This is a genomic window from Agromyces sp. MMS24-K17 (genome assembly GCF_043950245.1).
GTDB lineage: Bacteria > Actinomycetota > Actinomycetes > Actinomycetales > Microbacteriaceae > Agromyces.
On sequence record NZ_CP171640.1, the window covers coordinates 1220327 to 1240986 of the forward strand.

The following is a 20660-nucleotide window of genomic DNA, read 5'->3' on the forward strand; positions in this document are numbered from 1 at the left end:
CGGAGGCCGTCATGTGGAGCATCTACGACACCTGCATCCTGGTCTCCGGGCTGATCACCGCGGCGATCGCGGTGCTCCCGGTGAAGGGCATCCCGCCGAGGACCCGCGGCATCTCGGCGGCCGTGGGCGGAGGGCTCGTGCTGCTCTCGTTCCTGCTCGGGTCGCTCTCGTCGTTCAGCTATCCGCCGCTCGTCGTGGCGGGGCCGATCATCGCGGGCCTCGCCGCCGCGGCGATCGTCGTGCAGGCCGTCCGGGGCGCCGGCCAGCCCGGCGCCCTCGACGGCGAGCTCGGGCACGCGATGCCGCATGCGGCGGCATCCTCCGCTCCCGTCGCACCGCAGGCGGTCGCGGCGCCCGGCATCGCGGCGCCCGACACCGCGACCGCGGCGCCCGTCGACCCGGCGGCCGACGCACGCGTCGCCGCGTGGGCGGCGGTGCACGACCCCGCGACGGATGCCACGACGCTCGCCGCGCTCGCGCATCGGTACCCGGAGTTCGGCGACGCGATCGAACGCCATCCGCAGGCGTACGACGGCCTGGTCGCCTGGCTCCGGGCGAACCGCGCCGGCGGTGATCCGGTCGCGACCGGTGAGGGCACGTCATGAGCGACCCGCAGTTCGAGCAGAGCCGGCCCGAGGCATCCGACCCCGGCACGCCAGCGGCGCGCCTCGCGGAGCTGGCCTACGCGCATCCCGAGCTGCGCGCCGCGATCGCGGCGAACCCGGCCGCCTACGACGGCCTGCGCGCATGGATCGCCGCGAACCCGGGACCGGAGCCGGAGCAGGAGCCCGCGACGGGGATCGAGGCGCGCAGGCGTGACCCCGGCTCCCGTCGCCGCACCGTGCTCGTCGCCGCGCTCGCCGGAGGGCTCGCGATCCTGCTGGTCGGCGGCGGGGTCGCGACCGCCGCCGTGCTCGGCGCGTTCGGCGGGGGAGCACCGGCCACCTCGGCGTCCGAACCCGACGACGGTACGTCGAGCGGCGGCTCCGACGCCGGTGGTGACGACGGCACCGCCGCCGAGCCCATCGCCGCGCCGGTGCCCGACCCCGCGCCGACCGTGCTCATCCTCGACGCATCCGGCTCGATGGTGCGCGACGTGCCCGAGGGCGGCACCCGCATGGAGGCCGCACGGGCGGCGACGACGGTCTTCATCGAGCACCTGCCCGACGGCATCGACATCGGCCTCACCGTGTTCGGCACCGGCACGGGCAACTCGGATGCGGAGCAGGCGGCGGGATGCCTCGACGTGAAGACCGTGCTGCCGGTCGCGCCGCTCGATCGCGCGGCCATGACCCAGGCCGTCGCGGGCATCGTCGAGTCGGGGTACACGCCGATCGGGCCGGCGTTGCGGCATGCCGCCGCCCAGTTGCCCTCGGCGGAGCCCGGCGTGATCGTCGTCGTCTCCGACGGCGTCGACACCTGCGCGCCGCCGCCGTCGTGCGACGTCGCGACCGAGCTCCGTGCCGCCAACCCCGCGCTCACGATCCACGCGATCGGCTTCCACGTCGACGCCGACGAAGCGGCGACGGCGGCGCTCGAGTGCGTCGCGCGGGCCGGCGGCGGCGAGTTCTTCTCCGCGACGAACGCGGCGCAACTGGCGGCGAAGCTGCGGGTCGTCGTCGACCCCGGCGCGGCGTCGGAGCACCTGACGGCGACGGGCCTCGACGGCCTGCGCATCGGCATGTCGCTGGGCCAGGCCCAGGCGACGGTGCCGGGATTCGCGAAGGGCCGAACCGTGGCCGGCGTCCTGTACGTCGACTGCGACGCCGCCGAACTGCGGTTCCGCGACGGCGTGCTCGTCGAGATCCGCCCGAAGCAGCGCTCGACCGCGACGGTCGACGCGGTCGCGCCCGGCGCGCCGCAGGCCGACGCCGATCGCATGTACGGTGCGCCGATCGCGACCGGGACGGATGTCTCCGGCGCCTACGCCGACTACGCCACCGCGCCCGGCAGCCGCACCGGCTACCGGGTGTACGCCGAGTCGGGCGTCATCACGTGGATCGTCATCTGCCTCTGCGGACCGAACGCGGCCGCGCCCGACACCGACACCGGCAACTGGATCATCGACTTCGACCGGATCGGGCCGATCACCCTCGCCACGTCGCGGGAAGAGGCCTCCACCCACGGCGGGGTCCAGTGGGCCGGGAGCGCCGGGTGCGCCGTGTGGACCATGGAGGCCGACGGGGCATCCGTCGCCGCCTTCCCCGACGACGGCGGAGCGACGATGTTCCTGTCGGTGCAACGCGACGCGCGGTTGTCGGACTCGCCGCGCACCGAGCGCGGCATCGGCATCGGGGCGACGCTCGACCAGGTCAGGCGGGCCTACCCCGAAGCGCGGATGGAGCTGACCACCTGGGAGGCCGACATGGCCGTCGTCACCGACGAGGATCGGCGTATCTCGATGCTGTTCGTCGCGGACGTCGGCACGTCGACCGTGCAGGGCATCCTCGTGGGCCGGATCTCGTCGCCGCCGCTCGACTGGTGCTGAGGCGGCGCGGCCGCCCCGCTCACGCCCCCGTGAACACCAGCCAGAGCAGCACGCCGTTGAGCGTGATGAGGAACACCGACGCGGCGATGCCGGCTGCCGTGGTGGCCCAGTGGTTCCTCCACGTCCCGAGCAGGCCCCGCTTCGCGGTGAGCGCGATGAGCGGGATGAGTGCGAAGGGGATGCCGAACGACAGCACCACCTGGCTGAGCACGAGCGAGAGGGTGGGATCGAACCCGAGCCAGAGGATGAGGAGGGCGGGCACGAGCGTGACGAGCCGGCGCAGCAGCAGCGGGATGCGCACGTGCAGGAGGCCGTGCATGATCTCGGCGCCCGCGTACGCGCCGACGGAGGTCGAGGCGAGTCCCGACGCGAGCAACCCGACGGCGAAGAGCGTGGCGATGACCGGGCCGAGGGTCGCGCCGATCGCGGCGTAGGCGCCCTCCAGGCTGTCGGTGCCCTCCACCCCGGCGAGGTTGACGGCGGCGAGCAGCAGGATGCAGAGGTTCACCGTGCCGGCGATCGCCATCGCGACGGTCACGTCGATGCGGGTCGCCCGCACGAGCACGCCGGTGGGCAGGGCTCGCGTCTCGGGGTCGGGGAACCGGTCGCGGGCGAGCGCGGAGTGCGCGTAGATCGCGTGCGGCATGATCGTGGCGCCGAGGATCGAGGCGGCGAGGAGCACCGAGCCGGCGTCCTCGAATCGGGGCACGAGCCCGGCCGCGAGGCCCGCGGGGTCGGGCGGCGCGACGAGCACGCCGACGCTGAAGCCGATCGCGATGATCACGAGCAGGCCCATGATGACGAACTCGAACGTGCGCGCGCCGCGGTTCGCCTGCAGCATGAGCAGGCCGATCGACACGGCGCCGGTGATGAGCCCGCCCCAGATGAGCGGCACGCCGAACAGCAGGTTGAGGGCGACGGCACCGCCGATGACCTCGGCGAGATCGGTCGCCATCGCGACGAGCTCGGCCTGCAGCCAGTAGGCGCGCCGGCCCCAGCGGTTGCGGATGCGCTCGCCGAGCACCTCGGGCAGGCTCCGGCCGGTGACGATGCCGAGCTTCGCGGAGAGGTACTGGATGAGCCAGGCCATCACGTTGCCGAGCACGACGACCCACACGAGGAGGTAGCCGTAGCGGGCGCCGGCGGTCATGTTGCTCGCGACGTTGCCGGGGTCGAGGTACGCGACGCCCGCGACGAGCGCGGGCCCGATCAGCAGGGCGGCGCGGGGCACGGATGCGACGCGCGGGCGCCGGCCGGATCGGACTGGGGCTCGCGACTCGTCCTCGAGCGTTTTCGGCATACCGAAAAGATAGCGCAGATTTCGGTGTACCGAAATCTGCCCGTGCCCCGCGAACGGGGATTACCGCCATCCCGGATCGGGAGTACATTCCGCCGCATCCGTGATCCGACGCGTACCCGCGCGCCGCTCGCGGAGTTCCATCACCAACCCGACAGAGAGGTGGAGCAATGAAGCGAATCATCATCGGGTGCGTCGCCGCACTCGGACTCGTCCTCGGAGGCGGCGGAGCCGCGTTCGCCGGCGAGACGAACGGGAACGGGGACCCGATCCCCGGGGCGCACAACGCGAGTTCGGCATGCGCCTTCTCGGGCCGCGACCTCCCCGACACCATCGAGGACAACCACGGCGAGCCCGGCGACGACGCCGTCACGGGCGGACACGTGCAGAGCTACGGCCAGTACGTGCGCGCCGGCCTCAAGGGCGTCGTGCCCAGCCCCGGCCTGGCGTGCCGCGGCAACGCGGAGTCCCCGGAGTAGTCGACCTCGCTTCCATGCGCGCGGCCCCGGCGAGTACGCCGGGGCCGCGTTGCGTCGCCTAGCCTGAACGACGTGGAAGACGCGCGCACGCCCGGTGACGGGGCCGAGCCCGACGAGCCCGAGCTCGGCGAGCCCGAGCTCGCCCATGGCGTCGGCCCGTGGCCGGGCGGCCGCGACGACTGGCCCGACGACGCGCACCTCGACCCCGAGCTGCTCGAGCACGGCGACCGGCGCAACGTGGTCGACCGGTACCGCTACTGGCGGATGGACGCGATCGTCGCCGACCTCGACGCGCTGCGGCATCCCTTCCACGTCGCCATCGAGAACTGGCAGCACGACATGAACATCGGCTCGATCGTGCGCACCGCGAACGCGTTCGCCGCCGACACCGTGCACATCATCGGCCGCCGCCGCTGGAACAAGCGGGGCGCGATGGTCACCGACCGCTACCAGCACCTCGAGTACCACCCGGATGTCCCGGCCTTCGTGCGGCGCGCGCACGAGGCATCCCTCCCGGTCATCGCGGTCGACAACGTGCCCGGCGCCGTGCCGATCGAGGCGTTCGCCTGGCCGGAGCGGTGCGTGCTGCTCTTCGGGCAGGAGGGGCCGGGCCTCTCGGCCGAGGCGCAGGCCGCGGCCGACGCGGTCGTCGAGATCACCCAGTTCGGCTCGACCCGGTCGCTGAACGCGAGCGCGGCCGCCGCGATCGCGATGCACTCCTGGGTGCTGAGCCACGCCGACCTGGGTTGAGCGCCCCGCGGTCGCCCGGCGCCGGCCGGATGCCCCGTCAGCCCGCCGCCAGCACCCCGCGCCGCGCGAACTCCGCCGCCTGCAGCACGCTCCACGGGCTGAGCAGGAACGGCGTGCGCTCGGCCGTGGCGAGGAAGCGGGCCGGATCGACCCACGCCCAGTCGGCGACCTCGGCCGGGTCGGGGTCGAGGTCGGTCGGCAGCTCGGCGACGTAGACCGGGCAGACCTCGTGCTCGACCATGCCGCTCGCGTCGACCGCGCGGTACCGGAAGTCGGGGAGCACCAACCGCAGGTTGCGGGGTTCGACGCCGAGTTCGTCACGGACCCGGCGCACGACCGCGGCCTCCGGGTCCTCGCCCGGCTGCGGGTGGCCGCAGCAGGCATTCGTCCAGACGCCCGGCCAGGTGCGTTTGCCGAGGGCACGCCGGGTGAGGAGCATCCGGCCCTCGGCGTCGAAGCCGTAGCAGGAGAACGCGAGGTGCAGCGGGGTGTCGGTGCCGTGCACGAGGGCCTTGTCGCGCGTGCCGATCGGGGTGCCGTCGTCGTCGAGGAGGACGACCTCCTCGACGACGATCCCCTCGACGACCCCCTCGACGGTGCCCGAGCCGCTCACGGCGCCGCCGCCGTCGCGGGGATGCGTGCGGCGTCGAGCACGAGGTCGCGCACGCGCGCGGCCGGCACGAGGTCGCCCGCGGTGTCCCAGAACGGGAGCGTCGCGTCGGAGGTGATGAGCAGCGGCGTGTCCTCGGCCGAGTCGGGGAGGCGCCCGTGAGTGCCGCGCACGTGCGTCGGGTCGAGCGGCACGACGTTCATGGCGTACCGGAGCCCGAGCTTCTTGCGCACGAGCCCGAGGCCCGCGCGCGCCTTGGCGAACGGGTCGGCCGGGTCGAGGAACAGCTCGGCGGGGTCGTAGCCCGGCTTCTTGTGGATCTCGACGCCGCGGGCGAAGTCGGGGGCGCGGTCGTCGTCGAGCCAGTAGTAGTAGGTGAACCAGGCGCCGGGCTGCGCCACGACGACGAGTTCGCCGGCTCTCGGGTGGTCGAGCCCGTACCTCGCCTGCGCCTCCCGGTCGAGCACCTCGTCGACGCCCTCGAGGCCGAGGAGCAGGTCGCGAACGCGGGGCACGTCGGCGGGGTCGGCGACGTAGACGTGCGCGACCTGGTGGTCGGCGACGGCGAACGCGCGCGAGGTCATCGGGTCGAGCAGCTCCCGGCCCTGCTGGGTGTGCACCTCGAGCAGCCCGGCGCGGCGCAGCGCCCGGTTGACGTCGACGGGCCGGTTCGCGGGGGCGATGCCGTACTCGGCGACCGCGATCACCGTCGCGCCCGCGGCGACGGCGTCGCCGAGGAGCGGCGCGAGCGCGGCGTCGAGCTCGGCGGCGGCGCGGTCGGCCTCCGGCGAGTCCGGCCCGAAGCGCTGCAGGTCGTAGTCGAGGTGCGGCAGGTAGGCCATGACCAGGTCGGATGCCTCCTCCCGGAGCACCGACCGGGTGGCCTCGATGATCCACCTGGTCGACGCGATCGACGCCGTCGGCCCCCAGTACTGGAAGAGCGGGAAGTCGCCGAGCTCGCCGACGAGCCGGTCGTGCAGGGCGGGCGGACGCGTGTACGCGTCGGGCGACTTGCGGCCGTCGGCGTGGTAGATCGGCCGCGGGGTGACCGTCAGGTCGGTCGTCGCGCCCATCGCGTACCACCAGCACACGTTCGCGGTGGTGAACCCGGGCGAGCGAAGCCGCGCGGTCTCCCACACCTTCTCGCCCTCGACGAGGACGTTGTGCTGGCGCCACAGGTTCACCTCGCCGATGTCGCGGTGGTACCAGCCGTTGCCGACGATGCCGTGCTGCGCCGGCGCGAGGCCGGTGAGCATGGTCGACTGCACGGAGCAGGTCACGGCGGGCAGCACGGTGCCGAGCCGGGCGGATGCCCCGCCCGCCGCCAGCGCCCGCAGGCGCGGCATCTGCGACAGGGCGCGGGCCGTGAGGCCGACGACGTCGAGCAGCAGGACCCGGGTCACGGTGCCACCACCCCGGCGGATGCCACGTCGGCGAGGAGCTCTGCCTTCGCCCAGCGCAGTTCGGCGGCGATGCCCTGGACGAGGTCTCCGGCGCCGCCGGGCAGCACCGACCACGTGTACGTCTCGACGTCGAGGTGCGCGGTGTCGCCCTCGGGCAGCTCCCGGACGGCGCCGACGGCCCGGCGCAGCACGTCGGTGGTCGACGCGAGCGGCGGCGTGGGGTCGAGATGTAGGGGCACGTGGAAGTGGATGCGCCACGGCCCGTCGGTGGTGAGCCCGTCGAGCGCGTCGGGCAGGTCGTCCATGCGGAGGACGGCTCCGTCGGTCGCGAGCGCGCGGGTCTGGTGCAGGTACCGCGGCTCGGCGAACGCCCGCAGCGCCTCCCGGGCGGCGGGGTCGGCGGGGTCGTCGACGTGGAGGGCGGCGGAGGCCTGCACCTTCGGGATCCGGATGCCGGCGAGCCCGACCCGCCGAACCGTCTCGACGGGATCGGCGAACGAGGTCGCCAGGTGGCAGGTGTCGAGGCAGATGCCGACGAACTCGGGATCGATGCGGCCGAGGGCCGGCGGGCCGAGGCGCGGGGCGAGCCATCCGACGATGTCGTCGACGGTGTCGAGCACGCAGCCGGGCTCGGGCTCGATCGCGAGGCGGATGGTGCGGCCGGTGCGGTCGCGCAGGTCGCGCAACCCGGCCGAGACGCGGGAGAGGGCGGCGGTGGCCGCGTCGTCCTCGGTCGCGGTCCACGGGAACCGCCAGCCGAGCGGCAGCGTCGAGATGCTGCCGACGGCGCCGTCGGGCAGGAGGTCGGCGAGCACGGCGGCGCACTCGAGGGTGTAGTCGGCGCGGCGGGGGTCGGTCCAGTCGGGCCGGTACACGTCGAGCTTCACGACCTCGGCGTGGAACGCGGCGTAGGGGAACGCGTTGATCGTGCGGACCTCGAGCCCCTCGGTTGCCAGTGCGGCGCGGAGCCGATCGCGGGCGACGAGGTCGACCGCGAGGCGGTGCGCGAGCGGGGCAGGCAGCCAGAGGCCGACGCCGAGCCGATCCAGGCCGGCGGCGCGGCGCGCGGGGCCGGCGTAGCGGGTGAGCTGCTCGAGGACGCCGTCGAGGTCCTCGGCGGGGTGGACGTTGGTGCAGTACGAGAGCTCCATCAGGCCCGCACCCCCCGCAGCACGGAGTTGCCCTCGAACGTCGACGGCACCGGCGCCGAGGCATCCGCCGCGGCGTCGCCTGCGCCCTCGAACCCGGGCACCGGGTCGAGGTTGAGCCGGCCGGACTGGCCGTAGAACGCGACCGGGTTGCGCCAGAGCACGAGGTCGACGTCGTCGGCCGTGAAACCGGCGTCGAGCATCGCGTGCGCGGTCGCGAGGGTCTTCAGCGGGTCGGAGTGGCCCCAGTCGGCGGCGCTGTTCGCGAGCATCCGCTCGGTGCCGTACTCGCGGAGGATCGCGACGAACCGCTGCTCGTCCATCTTCGTGTCGGGGTAGATGGAGAAGCCCATCCAGCAGCCGCTGTCGGCGACGTCGGCCACGGTCGTCTCGTTCAGGTGGTCGACGACGACCATCCCGGGCGCGATGCCCGACTCGCGCACGACGTCGAGGGTGCGGCGGGTGCCGGCGGCCTTGTCGCGGTGCGGCGTGTGGACCAGCGCCGGCAGCCCGTGCTTCACCGCGAGCTCGAGGTGGCGGGCGAACACGTCGTCCTCCTCGGGCGTCATCGAGTCGTACCCGGTCTCGCCGACGGCGACCACGCCGTCCTTGGCGAGGTAGCGGGGCAGCACGTCGAGCACCTCGCGGCAGCGCGGGTCGTTCGCCTCCTTCGGGTTCAGGCCGATGGTGGCGTGGTGGCGGATCCCGTACTGGGCCGCGCGGAACCGCTCCCAGCCGATGAGCGCGTCGAAGTAGTCGGTGTAGCTGCCGACGTTCGTGCGCGGCTGGCCGAGCCAGAACGACGGCTCGACGAGGGCGCGTACGCCGGCGTCGTACATCGCGCGGTAGTCGGTCGTGGTGCGCGAGCTCATGTGGATGTGCGGGTCGAAGATGCGCATGTCAGTCCTCCGTAGGGTCGGTGGCGAGTCGGGTCATGTCGTCGGTCACGGATCGGCCCGCGGCCCGCCGCTCGGCGATGAGGCCGGCGGCCATGCGGGCCAGCTCGTCGTCGGCTCGGGCGTGGAGGCCGGCGACGGCGGCGAGCGGGATGCCCATGAACAGGGCCTTCAGCACCCCGTGCCGCCAGGCGTGCTGGTCGAGTCGGGCCGCGGCGAACGCGCCGAGCGCGGCCGCGACGAGGCGCGGGTCGTTGCTCCGGAGCGCTTCGGCGACGAGGCGCAGGCCGGTCGCGACGACCGGCACGGCATCGACGACGGGAGCGGATGCCTCGCCGGCGTCATCCCCTCGGCGCTGCGCATCCCCACCGCCCGTGATCGCGCCGGCCGCCTCGGCCGCGTTCAGCCCGCGCAGCACGCCGCGCTGCTCGGCGTCGTCGCCGTACCGGTAGAGGTCGGCGAGCTCGGCCGCCGCGTCCGCGGGCGGCAGCGCCCGCAGCAGTGCGGCGACGAGCTGCTCGCGGGCGAGGTCGTCGGCGGTGCCCGCGGTCAGGCCCAGCGGGTCGGTGTCGGGGGCGAGCGGCGCCCGCCCGACCTCGCGGCCCGCGGCGGGGAACAGCTCCGCGATGCGTTCGGGGTCGGCGGTGATGAGTCGCACGGCCTCCTCGGTCCAGGCGTTCGTCATCGTGCCTCCCAGGCGTGTTCGAGAGCGGTCATGGAGCGGGCGGCGACGCCCGGCGCGTCGTGCGCGTGGCGGGGGAGCTCGACGGCGGCGAGTCCGCGGTAGTCGAGCTCGTCGAGCGTGCGCAGCGCCGCCGCGAGGTCGAGCGAGCCGTGCCCGAACTCGAGGTGCTCGTGAGCGGCGGGCAGCATGTCGTCGACCTGGACGTTCCGCAGCAACGGACCCGCGGCGCGGAGCGCGCCGACGACGCCGTCGGGCTCCACGACGACGCAGTGGCCGAGGTCGACGGTGAGGCCGAGCGCGTCGGGGTCGCCGAGGTCGGCGCGCAGGGCGAGCGCGTCGGCCACGGTCTCGACGAGCATGCCGGGCTCGGGCTCGAACGCGAGCGGCACCCCGGCCTCCTCCGCGCGCCCGACGAGGCCGTCGAGGCGGGCGCGGAGCCGGTCGTGCGCCGCCTCGGGCGAGACCTCGTCGGGCAGCACCCCCGACCACAGCGACACGCAGTCGGCGCCGAGGATCGCGCCGAGGTCGATCGCGCGGCGCAGGAACAGCTCCCGGAGGTCGGCGTCGTCGTCGAGCAGGTTCGGCCGGTGCTTCCGGAACGGGTCGAGCAGGTACCGGGTGCCGGTCTCGATGACGACCCGCCAGCCGAGGTCGTCGAACCGTCGGCGGAGCCGCGCCGCGGCCCGGTCGGCCTCGCCGTCGAACGGGTCGAGGTGCGGGTGGCCCAGGGTCAGGGCGATGCCCCGGTACCCGAGCCGGTCGAGCACGGTGATCGCGTCGTCGAGGGGATGGTCGGTGAAGCCGTTCGTGCCGTAGCCGAGCGCGAACCCCGCGCCCGGCAGCCCGCCGCTCACGTGACGTCCCCCCGGCCGGGTCGCGCCTTCCGGCCGCGCAGCCGGATCAGCGCGTGCACGCCCATCAGGCCGGCCGCGGTCGCGAGCCCGCCCGCGCGGGCGACGAGCGCGGCCTGCAGCGGCACGACCGAGCCGATGCCGGCGCGGGTCGCGTCGCGGACGCGCTCGGGCGTCGGCTCCTGGGCGGCGGCGAGCTGGCCGGGCAGGGCCGCGGCGAGGTAGGCCGCCGAACCCGCGGCGCCCGCGAGGCGGGCGACGGGCTCGGTCGTGCCGGAGCCGACCGGCCCGACCGGCGTGATCGCGTCGACCGAGGCGGCCGCCGCGCCGGTCGCGACGAGCGCGAGGGCCGTGTCGGAGCCCGAGCCGCCGTGCACCTCGCCCCGGGAGAGCGCGGTGACGCCGGCGGTGTGCACGGCGACCGCGAGCGCGGCCGGCAGCGCACGCGCCGACCCGCCCGCGCCGAGCAGCACGTCGAGCCCGCGGCACGCGGCCATCGCGAGCGGTCCGGCCGCGGTCGGCTTCGCGACCACGTCGTACGCGACGACGGATGCCACGAGCGGCACGGCGACCGCGAGTCCGCGCCGTCCGCCGCCCGCCGCGGCCAGCGCGAGGCCGATCGCCCCGAGGCCGGCGGCGACCGCGAGGGCCCGCTTCGGGCTCACGCGCCCAGACGGGATCGGGCGCTCGGGCCGTTCGACGGCGTCGACGTCGCGGTCGGCCCAGTCGTTCAGGGCCATCCCGCCGCTGTAGATCGCGACCGACGCGAGCGGCAGCAGCCAGCCGCGCCGGGAGAAGCCGCCGGCGGCGACCTGGGCGCCCACCGCGGTGTCGCCGAGCACGGTGAGCGCCGCGGGGGCGCGCACCAGATCGAGGACGTCGCCGGCGGTCGTCACCGGGAGCCGCCCGTCGCCACCGGCTCGCCGGAGCGGACGGCGGGGGCCGAGGCATCCGGGCCCGCGGCCGCAGGTGCGCTCGAGCCGGCCGCCGCGTCGTCGCCGGCCGCCAGCCGGTGGCCGACCTCGTCGGCCCACGAGCGCAGGGCGGCCGCCTGGTCGGCGAACCCGTGCACGTCGCTGCCCCACGGGTCCTTGAAGAACGCGCCGAGCGCGCGCACGACGCCGCGCTCGCCGGCGGCGTCGGCGAGCGACAGCAGGCGGGCGAGGTCGATCACGAGCGGGGCCGCGAGCATCGAGTCGTACGCGCTCCACGTGGTCTGCAGCGTGATCCGCGTCGAGAGGAAGCCCTCGGCGTGCACGTGGTCCCATGCGGTCTTCACGTCGCCGAGGTCGGGCACGTTGTCGATGTGCAGCGGGGCGACGACGTGGTCGCCGACGAGGCTGCGGAGGCCGCGGTTCTTCGAGACGAGCTTGCTGCGCACCGCCTCGGGGTCGGCGAGGGTCTGGCCGTCGCCGCCGCCGAGCAGGTTGGCGCCGGCCCACGAGTGCACGTGCATGCCGCGCTCGGTGAACATCGGCGCGAGCACGGTGCGCAGCAGCGTCTCGCCGGTTTTGCCGTCCTGCCCGGCGAACGCGATGCGCGGCGAGGCGATCTCGCGGAGCACCGGCAGCCCGAGCCCGGCCGACGGCGTGAAGCACGCGTACGAGGCGCCGGCCTCGACGGCCGCGAGCGCGGCGACCGAGCTCGGCGGCAGCACCGCGAGGGTCGGGTCGCCGAGCGCGGCGGCGAGGGCCGCGACGTCGTGGAACTCGGGGCGGTCGCCGGGCAGCGGCTCGGTCGACGAGACGTCGACGACGGTGACGCGCGCCAGGCCGTGCCGCTCGCGGAACGCCGCGATGTCGCCCGCGAGGTCGCGCACCGCGTCGCCCTGGCCGCCGCGGTGCGTCCGCGGGTCGTAGCCGGGGCGGATCTCGGCGTCGGTGCGGACGAGGTCGTCGCGGACGGCGGCCACGATCGCCGCGGGGATCATGCCCGCGAGGGCCAGGGCCTCGGCGCGCTCGGAGAGCGGGGTCGTGCTGACGTCGTGCCCGCCGATCACGATCTCGTCGAACCCGGGCATCGGTACGCCGGCGAGGCCGGGGCCGGCCGTCGTGCAGCCGGTGGGCGGGGCGATGCCGGCGGCGAGGGCGTGGACGCCGACGGCGACGGTGGTCGCCACCGAGCCGCGGGCGCCGATGAGCCAGAGGCCGACGCGGCCTCGGTTCCAGGGCGTCGCGCCGGTCGCGGCGGTGTTCGGGGCGGGGCGGGTGGTCTCGGCGGGCGCGGGGTGCTCCACGACGGTCTCCTTCGATCGGTGTGCGGCTGGGGTGGCCTGGGTGGTCTGGGTTGTCCGGGTTGCCCCGCCGGTCAGCGGATGCGGTGGCGGAGCGCCACCGCGAGGCCGGCGAGGTGGTCGGCCAGCTCGGCCGGGAGCTCGGCCCTGGCGGTGCGGATGCCCCGCTCCAGGTGCTCCTCGATGAGCTCGTCGACGGCGGCCCTCGCGCCGGTGGCGGTGACGATCGCGCGCACGCGCCGGGCATCCTCGTCGGTGGCGGCGGGCGAGCCGAGCGATCGCAGGATCGTCGCGCGGCCGGTCTCGTCGGCGCGCTCGAGGGCGAGGCGCACGTGCTCGGTGCGCTTGCCGTCGCGGAGGTCGGAGAGCGCCGACTTGCCGGTCGTCTCGGGGGAGCCGAACAGGCCGAGGTCGTCGTCGCCGAGCTGGTACGCGATGCCGAGCGCGGTGCCGACCCGCTCGATCGCGTCGGCGGTGGTCGCGTCGTCGACGCCCGCCGCGATCGCGCCGAGGCGCAGCGGCAGGCTCACGCTGTACGACGCCGTCTTGAGCCGGGCGACGAGGATCGGCGTGCTCTGCTCGGGCGCGAGGGTCTCGCTGCGCACGTCGAGCAGCTCGCCCGCGACCGTGCGCTCGATCGCCTCGAGCGCGGCGGCGGCGAGCGCGAGTCGCACCCGGTCGGGCGCGGGGGCGGCCACGAGGGCGAGTACGGCGGCGTTCAGCGCGAGGTCGCCGGCGAGCAGTCCGGATGCCTCGCCCTGACGGGTCGCGGCCGCCTCGGCGAGGCCCGCGCCGCGCGCGGCGGCAGCGGCCCGGCCGATGACGTTCGGACGGCCGTGCCGCACCAGGTCGCCGTCGATGAGGTCGTCGTGGATGCAGAGGCCGACGTGGATGAGCTGCTGCGCCGCGGCCACCCGGCGCAGGAGGGCGTCGTCGTCGCCGCCGTGCGCGAGGTACGAGGCCGCGACGAGCCTCGGTCGGAGGTGCTTGCCGCCGTCGGCGGCGCGGGCGGCGGCCACGAGGTCGGCCATCTCCGGGCCGGCGGGTTCGGTGCGCCAGCCGACCTCGGTCCAGAGTCCGGCGGTCAGCGCCGCGGGGTCGCCGAGCGACGCCTCGATGCGGGCGTCGAGCGGCTCGCTCACGGGCGCGGCGGGGGCCGGGGCGGGGAGCATGCAGACCTCCGTCATCGTCGACTGGGTGCGGGTTCCGGCGGGCGCCGGCACGGGTGAAGGCGGCGAGACCGGATCTGAATACCCCTCGGTTTCGCCGCCTAGCGACCTGATGTGCAGGCTACTTCGATCAAAGTAACGATGTCAATGAACGACATTTGCACACCAATCATGCAAAAGTGGGATCCATGCCACGCCGACCTCGCGGGCCGCCCCGGCCGCACCGAACGGCCAGACTGAAGCCGTGCCGGTCGTCGACAGCGCCATCTACCTGGACGGGAAGCGGGTCGCCAGCCCGTCGTCGCTCGACGCGGCGTTCGAGGCGCTCGCCGCCCACGAGGGCGGGTTCGCGTGGATCGGGCTCTACCGGCCCACCGATGCCGAGCTCGACACCGTCGCGAGCGAGTTCGACCTCCACCCGCTCGCCGTCGAGGACGCCCGGCAGGGGCACCAACGCGCCAAGCTCGAGCGGTACGGCGACACGAGGTTCCTCGTGCTGCGGCCGGCCCGGTACCTCGACGACGTCGAGCAGGTCGAGTTCGGCGAGGTCGAGGTCTTCATCAGCGAGCGGTTCGTCGTCACCGTCCGGCGGGCGGAGTCACCCGACCTGTCGAAGGTCCGGCGGCGCCTCGAGCAGGATCCGACGCTCCTCGCCCGCGGCTCCGACGCGGTGCTCTACGCGATCCTCGACGAGGTCGTCGACGAGTACGCGCCGATCGTCGCCGGCCTCGAGAACGACATCGACGAGATCGAGGAGCAGCTCTTCTCGGGCGACCCGGCCGTGACGCGGCGCATCTACGACCTCGCAAGCGAGGTGATGGAGTTCCAGCGCGCCACCGGCCCGCTGATCGGCATGCTCGAGGCGATGCAGGTCGGCTTCGAGGCGCGCGGCGACGACCTCGAGCTCCGCCGGTCGCTGCGCGACGTGCAGGACCACGTCATCCGCACGGTCGAGCGCGGCGAGTCGTTCCGGCAGCTGCTGCAGAACGCGTTGCAGGTGCACACCACGCTCGTCGCCCAGCGCCAGAACGACGAGATGCAGCGCCTGAGCGAGGCGGCCGTCACCTCGAGCGAGCAGGCCAAGAAGGTGTCGGCGTGGGCGGCGATCATCTTCGCCCCCACCCTCATCGCCGGCATCTACGGCATGAACTTCGACCACATGCCGGAGCTGCACTGGCACCTCGGCTACCCCGCCGCCCTGCTCCTGATGGGCGGCTTCGCGCTCACGCTCTACCTGATCTTCAAGCGCAAGCACTGGCTGTAGCAGGCAGGCGGCCGTCGGGGCATCCGCTTCGGCAGGCCGCGGCTCCGGCGCTCAGCCGATCGCGCCCAGGAGGCGCGCGATCACGCGGTCGTAGTGGTCGTCGCTGCCGTAGTGCTGCATCTCGGCGGCGACGGCCGCGGTGCGCGGCAGCCCGGGTGCCGTCGCGGCGAAGAGGCGTGCCAGGCTCGAGGCCGCGTCGGGCGCGCTGCGCGAGAGCGCGAACGACGCCCATCCGTAGTTGAGCGCGAGGATGCCGCTGAACACGGCGACCGCCTCGTCGCCGGTGGTGCCCGCCCGCTCGAGGATCGCGAGGGCGCGCTCCCCGATCGGGAAGGCGTTGGGGCCGGGCAGCGGATGCGCGATCAGGGGTGCGACCGCCCAGGGATGCGCGAGCAGCAGCGCGAGGTGCCGGTGCGCGAAGGCGTCGAGGTCCGCGCGGGCGTCGCCGGTCTCGGGGTCGAACTCGATGCGCCCGAGCACGCGGTCGAGCAGGGCGTCGACGAGGTCGTCCTTCGTGGCGAAGTAGCGGTAGAGCGACATCGGTGCCGCGCCGAGCGCGTCGGCGACCGCGCGCATGGTGAGCGCCGCGTAGCCGTCGGCGGCCACGACCTCGGCGGCGTCGAGGATCTCGTACTCCGTGAGCGAGTTCCGTCGTCGCCGCGGGCGCGTGGCCGTCGTGTCCGACTCGGCCGTCGTGCCGACCTCGGCCGTCGTGTCCGACTCGGCCGTCGTGTCTGCCATTCGTCCCCCGCTTCGTTGCGTACAGCGTACATTATGAACTAACGTACGGCGTACGCAACGTGATCGGAGCCTCATGTCCCTCCTGCGCTGGATCCCCACGTTCCTCGCCTTCCCGCTCGGCGGCCTGCTCGCGGGGCTCGCCGTCGGGTCGGTCGCCGATCCGCTCATGGCGCTCGCCGCCGGCGCGATCGTCGGCGCCGTCGTCGGCGGCGCGCAGTGGCTCGCGCTCGGCCGGGCGGTCGACTGGCGTTGGCCCGTCGCGACGACGCTCGGCGTCGCCGGCGGCTCCGCGGTGTCGGTCGCCCTGATCGGCCCGCCGGTCACCACGGTCGCCGCGGCGCTCACCGGGCTCGTGGCCGGGCTGGCCGTGGGCGCGGCCCAAGCACTCGCGCTGGGGCGGGGCATCCGCACCGGCATGCTGTGGGCCGTCGCCGTCTCCCTCGCGTGGGCCGCGGCGTGGACGGTCACGTCGCTCGTCATCGTCGACCTCGACCGCGGTCACGCCGTGTTCGGCGCGAGCGGGGCGATCGTCGCGACCCTCGCCACCGGACTCGTCCTGCGGCGCATCCTCGGGCCGCGAGCCGCGCGGCAGGTCTCGCAGGCGCCCCTGGCCGCCGCCGCCCCGACGGAGGCCTGACCGCCATGCGACTCGCCACCGGCATCCTGCTGATCGTCCTCCCGATCGCGTTCAACTTCGCTTTCGCGGCCCTCGCATCCCGGTTCTCCTACCCCGACATCCTCCGCAGGCCCACCGGCGAGGTGCTCGAGCGCTTCCGCGCGGGCGGGTCGTCGCTCGTGCTGCTGTGGTGGGCCTTCGCGATGACGGCCGTGCTCCTCGCCCCGGCCGCCGTGCTCGTCGCCGGGACGCTCGCCGGCGCCGACGCGACGCTCGTCGCGGCGGGCCTCGTCGTCGGGGTGCTCGCGTCGATCGTCCAGTTCCTCGGCCTCGTGCGCTGGCCGTTCCTGGTGCCCTACCTCGCGCGGGAGGATGCGCGGGCGGATGCCTCGCCCGCGCGCCGCGAGGCGATCGAGATCGTGTTCCAGTCGTTCAACCGGTACCTCGGCGTCGCCGTCGGCGAGCACCTCGGCTACCTCTTCAGCGGTGCCTGGACGATCCTCGTCGGCGTCGGGATCCTCCAGTCGGGCGCCGTGCCCGGGTGGATCGGGCTCATCGGCATCGTCGTCGGCGCGGTGCTGGCGCTGTGCTCGCTCGAGTTCCTGGGCGGGTTCGAGGAGCACGGCTGGCGCCTCGCCGGCGCGGTCACGCCGTTCGCCTACCTCGCGTGGTCGGCGTGGCTGGTGGGCACGGGCGTCGCGCTGCTGTTCCCGGCCTGAGACCGGCCGCGAGGCGCCCCGGACCGAGGCGCCTCGCGGCCGCGACGGGTCAGCCGATGAGGCTCGGCTGGAGGTCGCGCAGGGTGCGGAAGTGGGTCATCCGCGTCACGCCGATCGCCGCGATCGCGAGCGCCCCGAGCAGCCAGCCGCCGAGCACGAGCGCGTCGAGCCCGGCGCGACCGAGGTCGCCGCCGTACATGACCTGCCGCATCATGTCGACGACGTAGCCCATCGGCAGCACGTGGTGCAGCGCCGCGAGTGGCGCGGGCAGGGTCTGCCACGGGAACGTGCCGCCGGCGGTGACGAGCTGCAGCACCATGAGCACGAGCCCGAGGAACTGCCCGACCGAGCCGAGCCACACGTTCAGCGCGAGGATGATCGCGGCGTACGTGGCCGAGGCGAGCACCATGACCCCGAGCGTGCCGAGCGGATGCGCCATCGGGAACCCGAGCGTCACGGCGAGCACCGTGAACAGGCCGACCATCTGCACGGCGCCCAGGATGCCCGGCGTCAGCCAGCCCGCCAGCGTCACGCGGATCGGCGAGTGCAGGGCCGTGACCGCCCGCCGCGAGACGGGCTTCACGATGAGGAAGAGCGCGTAGATGCCGATCCAGCCGGCGAGGGCGGCGAAGAAGGGCGCGAGCCCGGCGCCGTAGTTGCCGGCCTCGGTCAGGGCGTCGGTCTCGAGGCTGACCGGGTCGGCGATGGTCTTCGCCTGCGCGTCGCGCGTGGCCTGGTCGGAGTCGGGGATCTCGACGGCTGCGCTCGCGAGGCCCGAGCGCAGGGTCTCGGTGCCGTCGGCGAGGTCGCCGAGCCCGGTGCCGAGCGTGCCGATGCCGTCGCGCAGGGTCGCGGCGCCGGACGCGGCGGCGGATGCTCCGTCGGCCGCCGCCCGCGCGCCCTGTGCGAGCGTCGCCGAGCCGTCGGCGACCTGGGCGCTGCCGGCCGCGAGCCGGTCGATCTGCCCGACGACCTCCTGCACGCGGGCGTTGCCGGCGGCGATGTCGTCGCCGAGGGGATCGAGCCGTGCGAGCGCGTCGTCGATGGTCGCCTGGTCGACGCCGGCGGCCGCGAGCCGGGCCGCGATCTCGGCGCGCGCCTCGGGCACCGCGGCGGCGGCGTCGCCGACGACCGAGCCCACGCGATCGGCGGAGGCCGCGAGCTGCGCGTTGCCGTCGGCCACCTGCCGGGCGCCGTCGGCGAGGGTCGCGCTGCCGTCGGCCAGCTGCTGCGTGCCGGTGGCGAGCTGCGCGTTGCCGTCGGCCAGGGCGGATGCCCCGGTGCCGAGCTGCCCGGCGCCGTCGACCGCGGTGCGGGAGCCGTCGACGAGCTGCTGCGCGCCGTCGGCGGCGTCGACGATGCCGCTGCGGATGGTGGAGATCGAGTCGAGCAGCAGCGACGCCGCCTCGCGGCCGACCTGCTCGGCGACGGTGGTGCGGATGCGCTCGACCGCCTGCTCGCCGATGGTCCCCGCGAGGTAGCTGTTCGCGTCGCTCGTCTCGAGCACGATCTGCGCCTGCCGGGGCTCGTCGGTCTGGATCGAGGCGAGCGCGTCGCTGAAGTCGGCGGGCAGCGTGATGACGAAGTCGACCGAGCTGTCGGCGAGTTCCGCCGCGGCCTCGTCGGCCGAGAGCAGGTGCCAGTCGAACGCGCCGTCGGCGATGAGCTCGTCGGCGACCTCGTCGCCGACGTTGCGGGCGGCGGAATCCTCGGTGGCGGGGGTGCCCTCGTCCTCGACCACGAGCGCGACGGGAACCTCGTTCAGCTTCGCGTACGGGTCCTGGTTCGCCCAGAGGTAGAGCCCGCCGTAGAGCACGGGCACGGCGACGAGCGCGATGAGGGCGATCACCGACATGCGCGTCGAGAAGAGGCGCCGGAACTCGGCGGCGATCATCTGCGGAACCTTCACGCAAGGCCTCCTTCGGCGATGACCTCGTGCTCGTGGGCCTCGTCGGGTTCGTCGCCCTGCATGCGGGCGAGCATGGTGTCGGCGGCGATCGCCGCGGCCGAGGCGTCGCCGGCGATGACGAGCACCGCGAAGCCTCGGTCGGCGAGGCCGCGTGCGAGCGACCACCACGCGACGGGGTCGCCGCCGTGGCGGTCGGGGGAGACGAGCACGACGCCCTCGACGCCGTCGCGGAGGATGGCGAACTCGGTGAGCAGCCGCAGCCGGTCGGTCGGGTCGACGTCGGCGACGGGGTGGCGGGCGATCGCCGAGAGGCCGAGCTGGTCGAGCCAGCGGGCGACCGAGATCGGCCCCGACGGGATGCCGGCGAACATGAGCTCCTCGGCGGCGACCCCGGCGACCGTGACGTCGGGGGCGGGGTCGCTCACGCCGGGGGCGTCGACCAGCGCGACGAGGCGGCGGATCGCCGACGCGTCGCTGCGGCCGTCGATGCGCACCGTGCCGGTGTCGGGGCGCATGCGGCCCGCGGCGATGAGGCCGAGCACGGTGGGGCGCTGCTCGGTCTCGGCGCGGGCCAGGGTCGCGCGGCCCGACTCGTAGGTGAGCGAGGTGGTCGGCAGGGCGAGGCCGTCGCGCCCCTTGGCGACGTCGCGGAGGTCGATCCTCATCACGCGGCCTCCGGCTCGTGCTGCGCTTCGGGCTCGGCCGCCGGCTGCGCGTCGGCGACGGCACCCGCGGCGCGCCAGTCGAGCCCCGCGGTTGAGAGGACGGCGAGCATCGCGAGCCGGCGCCCGTCGCCGGCGGCGACGCGCTCGGCCGCGGCTTCGAGCAGCACCGCGATGGCGGCGCGCTCGATCAGGCGGGCGAGGAGGGCCGGCGGGATGTCCCCGCGCACGGTGCCCGCGGCGGCGCCGCGCTCGACGAGGTCGAGGAGCGCCGCGCGTACCGGGGCGAGGGCCAGAGCGACCTGGTCGATGTACGGGGCCTGCACGGCCATGGCGGCGAGCACGCGGACGTGCTCGACCGCGTGCCAGAGGCGGCCGGCCAGGCGGGCGATCGCCGCGGGGGCGTCGCCGTCGTCGGCCGAGGCGGGGAGGTGCGGGTCGACCACGACCGCGTTCAGGCGCTCGGCGCCGCGCGAGATGAGCGCGAGCACGAGCTCGTCGCGATTGGCGAAGTGGCCGTAGACGGCACGGCGGGTGAGGCCGGCGGCCTCGGCGATGGTGAGGAGGGACGCGTCGGGGGACTCGGCGAGGCAGGCGGCGGCTGCGGTGAGCAGGGATTCGCGGTTCTCGGCCGCGTCCCGACGGGGCGCGCGGCGCTCCGCGTCGGTGACGGGCTGCATCACTCCAGTGTACGAACTTGCACACGCGTGTGCAAGTTAACGTGAGGCCGTCACGCCCCG

21 protein-coding genes are annotated in these 20660 nt (G+C 74.8%); 7 read left to right on the forward strand and 14 right to left on the reverse strand.

Going from position 1 to position 20660, the window contains the following annotated elements; genetic code table 11:
- The first annotated feature begins 11 nt into the window (after positions 1-11).
- Both ACGGZK_RS05440 and ACGGZK_RS05445 read left to right on the forward strand, forming a co-directional pair.
- Positions 12-605 carry a hypothetical protein gene (locus ACGGZK_RS05440; protein ID WP_395245248.1) on the forward strand — a complete coding sequence of 198 codons (594 nt, stop codon included), beginning with the start codon at positions 12-14 and terminating at the stop codon, positions 603-605.
- Complete coding sequence (locus tag ACGGZK_RS05445; RefSeq protein WP_395245249.1) at positions 602-2488, forward strand: VWA domain-containing protein; 1887 nt, start codon at positions 602-604, stop codon at positions 2486-2488. Before ACGGZK_RS05440 ends, ACGGZK_RS05445 begins: the two co-directional genes overlap by 4 nt.
- A gap of 19 nt (positions 2489-2507) precedes the next feature.
- Here the strand turns inward: ACGGZK_RS05445 and ACGGZK_RS05450 are convergent, their stop codons facing one another.
- Positions 2508-3788 (reverse strand): Nramp family divalent metal transporter, encoded by a 1281-nt coding sequence (locus tag ACGGZK_RS05450; protein ID WP_395245250.1) that lies wholly within the window; start codon positions 3786-3788, stop codon positions 2508-2510.
- Positions 3789-3955: 167 nt separating this feature from the next.
- Here ACGGZK_RS05450 and ACGGZK_RS05455 point away from each other — a divergent pair, with 167 nt between their 5' ends.
- Positions 3956-4264 carry a hypothetical protein gene (locus ACGGZK_RS05455; RefSeq protein ID WP_395245251.1) on the forward strand — a complete coding sequence of 103 codons (309 nt, stop codon included), beginning with the start codon at positions 3956-3958 and terminating at the stop codon, positions 4262-4264.
- A gap of 72 nt (positions 4265-4336) precedes the next feature.
- Positions 4337-5014: a TrmH family RNA methyltransferase gene (locus tag ACGGZK_RS05460; RefSeq protein ID WP_395245252.1), complete on the forward strand. Its 678-nt coding sequence runs from the start codon at positions 4337-4339 to the stop codon at positions 5012-5014.
- A 37-nt stretch (positions 5015-5051) separates the two neighbouring features.
- Here the strand turns inward: ACGGZK_RS05460 and idi are convergent, their stop codons facing one another.
- The 9 genes from idi to ACGGZK_RS05505 form a co-directional block, all read right to left on the reverse strand.
- The gene (idi, locus tag ACGGZK_RS05465; protein ID WP_395245253.1) at positions 5052-5627 is read right to left on the reverse strand and encodes an isopentenyl-diphosphate Delta-isomerase; all 576 of its coding nucleotides are present in this window, start codon (positions 5625-5627) and stop codon (positions 5052-5054) included.
- Entirely contained in the window at positions 5624-7027 is a 1404-nt protein-coding gene (locus ACGGZK_RS05470) for an alkaline phosphatase family protein (RefSeq protein WP_395245254.1), read from the reverse strand. The genes idi and ACGGZK_RS05470 overlap by 4 nt, the downstream gene beginning before the upstream one ends.
- Positions 7024-8178 (reverse strand): metabolite traffic protein EboE, encoded by a 1155-nt coding sequence (gene eboE, locus ACGGZK_RS05475; protein WP_395245255.1) that lies wholly within the window; start codon positions 8176-8178, stop codon positions 7024-7026. Before eboE ends, ACGGZK_RS05470 begins: the two co-directional genes overlap by 4 nt.
- Positions 8178-9074, reverse strand: a complete 897-nt coding sequence (locus tag ACGGZK_RS05480; RefSeq protein WP_395245256.1) for a TatD family hydrolase — start codon at positions 9072-9074, stop codon at positions 8178-8180. The genes eboE and ACGGZK_RS05480 overlap by 1 nt, the downstream gene beginning before the upstream one ends.
- Position 9075: 1 nt before the next feature.
- Positions 9076-9756, reverse strand: coding sequence for an EboA domain-containing protein (locus ACGGZK_RS05485; RefSeq protein WP_395245257.1), 681 nt, complete (start codon positions 9754-9756; stop codon positions 9076-9078).
- Positions 9753-10610, reverse strand: coding sequence for a sugar phosphate isomerase/epimerase family protein (locus ACGGZK_RS05490; protein WP_395245258.1), 858 nt, complete (start codon positions 10608-10610; stop codon positions 9753-9755). Before ACGGZK_RS05490 ends, ACGGZK_RS05485 begins: the two co-directional genes overlap by 4 nt.
- Positions 10607-11503: an SCO3242 family prenyltransferase gene (locus tag ACGGZK_RS05495; RefSeq protein ID WP_395245259.1), complete on the reverse strand. Its 897-nt coding sequence runs from the start codon at positions 11501-11503 to the stop codon at positions 10607-10609. The genes ACGGZK_RS05490 and ACGGZK_RS05495 overlap by 4 nt, the downstream gene beginning before the upstream one ends.
- Positions 11500-12843, reverse strand: coding sequence for an inositol-3-phosphate synthase (locus ACGGZK_RS05500; protein ID WP_395245260.1), 1344 nt, complete (start codon positions 12841-12843; stop codon positions 11500-11502). Before ACGGZK_RS05500 ends, ACGGZK_RS05495 begins: the two co-directional genes overlap by 4 nt.
- A 71-nt stretch (positions 12844-12914) precedes the next feature.
- Complete coding sequence (locus ACGGZK_RS05505) at positions 12915-14012, reverse strand: polyprenyl synthetase family protein (RefSeq protein WP_395245261.1); 1098 nt, start codon at positions 14010-14012, stop codon at positions 12915-12917.
- Between the two features lie 241 nt (positions 14013-14253).
- Here ACGGZK_RS05505 and ACGGZK_RS05510 point away from each other — a divergent pair, with 241 nt between their 5' ends.
- Positions 14254-15273, forward strand: a complete 1020-nt coding sequence (locus ACGGZK_RS05510; RefSeq protein ID WP_395245262.1) for a magnesium and cobalt transport protein CorA — start codon at positions 14254-14256, stop codon at positions 15271-15273.
- A gap of 51 nt (positions 15274-15324) precedes the next feature.
- Here the strand turns inward: ACGGZK_RS05510 and ACGGZK_RS05515 are convergent, their stop codons facing one another.
- Positions 15325-16014 carry a TetR/AcrR family transcriptional regulator gene (locus ACGGZK_RS05515; protein WP_395245263.1) on the reverse strand — a complete coding sequence of 230 codons (690 nt, stop codon included), beginning with the start codon at positions 16012-16014 and terminating at the stop codon, positions 15325-15327.
- Positions 16015-16087: 73 nt separating this feature from the next.
- Here ACGGZK_RS05515 and ACGGZK_RS05520 point away from each other — a divergent pair, with 73 nt between their 5' ends.
- Entirely contained in the window at positions 16088-16651 is a 564-nt protein-coding gene (locus tag ACGGZK_RS05520) for a hypothetical protein (RefSeq protein ID WP_395245264.1), read from the forward strand.
- A gap of 5 nt (positions 16652-16656) precedes the next feature.
- Positions 16657-17349 carry a DUF4386 domain-containing protein gene (locus ACGGZK_RS05525; RefSeq protein ID WP_395245265.1) on the forward strand — a complete coding sequence of 231 codons (693 nt, stop codon included), beginning with the start codon at positions 16657-16659 and terminating at the stop codon, positions 17347-17349.
- 49 nt (positions 17350-17398) lie between these two features.
- Here the strand turns inward: ACGGZK_RS05525 and ACGGZK_RS05530 are convergent, their stop codons facing one another.
- From ACGGZK_RS05530 to ACGGZK_RS05540, 3 genes are read right to left on the reverse strand one after another with little or no spacing between them, the layout of a single operon-like run.
- Positions 17399-19258: a YhgE/Pip family protein gene (locus ACGGZK_RS05530; protein WP_395245266.1), complete on the reverse strand. Its 1860-nt coding sequence runs from the start codon at positions 19256-19258 to the stop codon at positions 17399-17401.
- Complete coding sequence (locus tag ACGGZK_RS05535) at positions 19255-19923, reverse strand: hypothetical protein (protein WP_395245267.1); 669 nt, start codon at positions 19921-19923, stop codon at positions 19255-19257. The genes ACGGZK_RS05530 and ACGGZK_RS05535 overlap by 4 nt, the downstream gene beginning before the upstream one ends.
- A complete protein-coding gene (locus ACGGZK_RS05540) occupies positions 19923-20600 on the reverse strand; it encodes a TetR/AcrR family transcriptional regulator (protein WP_395245268.1) in 678 nt (225 codons plus the stop codon). Before ACGGZK_RS05540 ends, ACGGZK_RS05535 begins: the two co-directional genes overlap by 1 nt.
- Positions 20601-20660 lie beyond the last annotated feature (60 nt).

What these genes read in the sequence shown, in the direction of transcription:
- ACGGZK_RS05525 (WP_395245265.1), top strand. Translation starts at nt 16,657, where the DNA reads ATGCGACTCGCCACCGGCATCCTGCTGATCGTCCTCCCGATCGCGTTC.
- ACGGZK_RS05515 (WP_395245263.1), bottom strand. Translation starts at nt 16,014, where the DNA reads ATGGCAGACACGACGGCCGAGTCGGACACGACGGCCGAGGTCGGCACG.
- ACGGZK_RS05540 (WP_395245268.1), bottom strand. Translation starts at nt 20,600, where the DNA reads ATGCAGCCCGTCACCGACGCGGAGCGCCGCGCGCCCCGTCGGGACGCG.
- ACGGZK_RS05505 (WP_395245261.1), bottom strand. Translation starts at nt 14,012, where the DNA reads ATGCTCCCCGCCCCGGCCCCCGCCGCGCCCGTGAGCGAGCCGCTCGAC.
- ACGGZK_RS05520 (WP_395245264.1), top strand. Translation starts at nt 16,088, where the DNA reads ATGTCCCTCCTGCGCTGGATCCCCACGTTCCTCGCCTTCCCGCTCGGC.
- eboE (WP_395245255.1), bottom strand. Translation starts at nt 8,178, where the DNA reads ATGGAGCTCTCGTACTGCACCAACGTCCACCCCGCCGAGGACCTCGAC.
- ACGGZK_RS05480 (WP_395245256.1), bottom strand. Translation starts at nt 9,074, where the DNA reads ATGCGCATCTTCGACCCGCACATCCACATGAGCTCGCGCACCACGACC.
- ACGGZK_RS05450 (WP_395245250.1), bottom strand. Translation starts at nt 3,788, where the DNA reads ATGCCGAAAACGCTCGAGGACGAGTCGCGAGCCCCAGTCCGATCCGGC.
- ACGGZK_RS05440 (WP_395245248.1), top strand. Translation starts at nt 12, where the DNA reads ATGTGGAGCATCTACGACACCTGCATCCTGGTCTCCGGGCTGATCACC.
- ACGGZK_RS05455 (WP_395245251.1), top strand. Translation starts at nt 3,956, where the DNA reads ATGAAGCGAATCATCATCGGGTGCGTCGCCGCACTCGGACTCGTCCTC.
- ACGGZK_RS05445 (WP_395245249.1), top strand. Translation starts at nt 602, where the DNA reads ATGAGCGACCCGCAGTTCGAGCAGAGCCGGCCCGAGGCATCCGACCCC.
- ACGGZK_RS05535 (WP_395245267.1), bottom strand. Translation starts at nt 19,923, where the DNA reads ATGAGGATCGACCTCCGCGACGTCGCCAAGGGGCGCGACGGCCTCGCC.
- ACGGZK_RS05485 (WP_395245257.1), bottom strand. Translation starts at nt 9,756, where the DNA reads ATGACGAACGCCTGGACCGAGGAGGCCGTGCGACTCATCACCGCCGAC.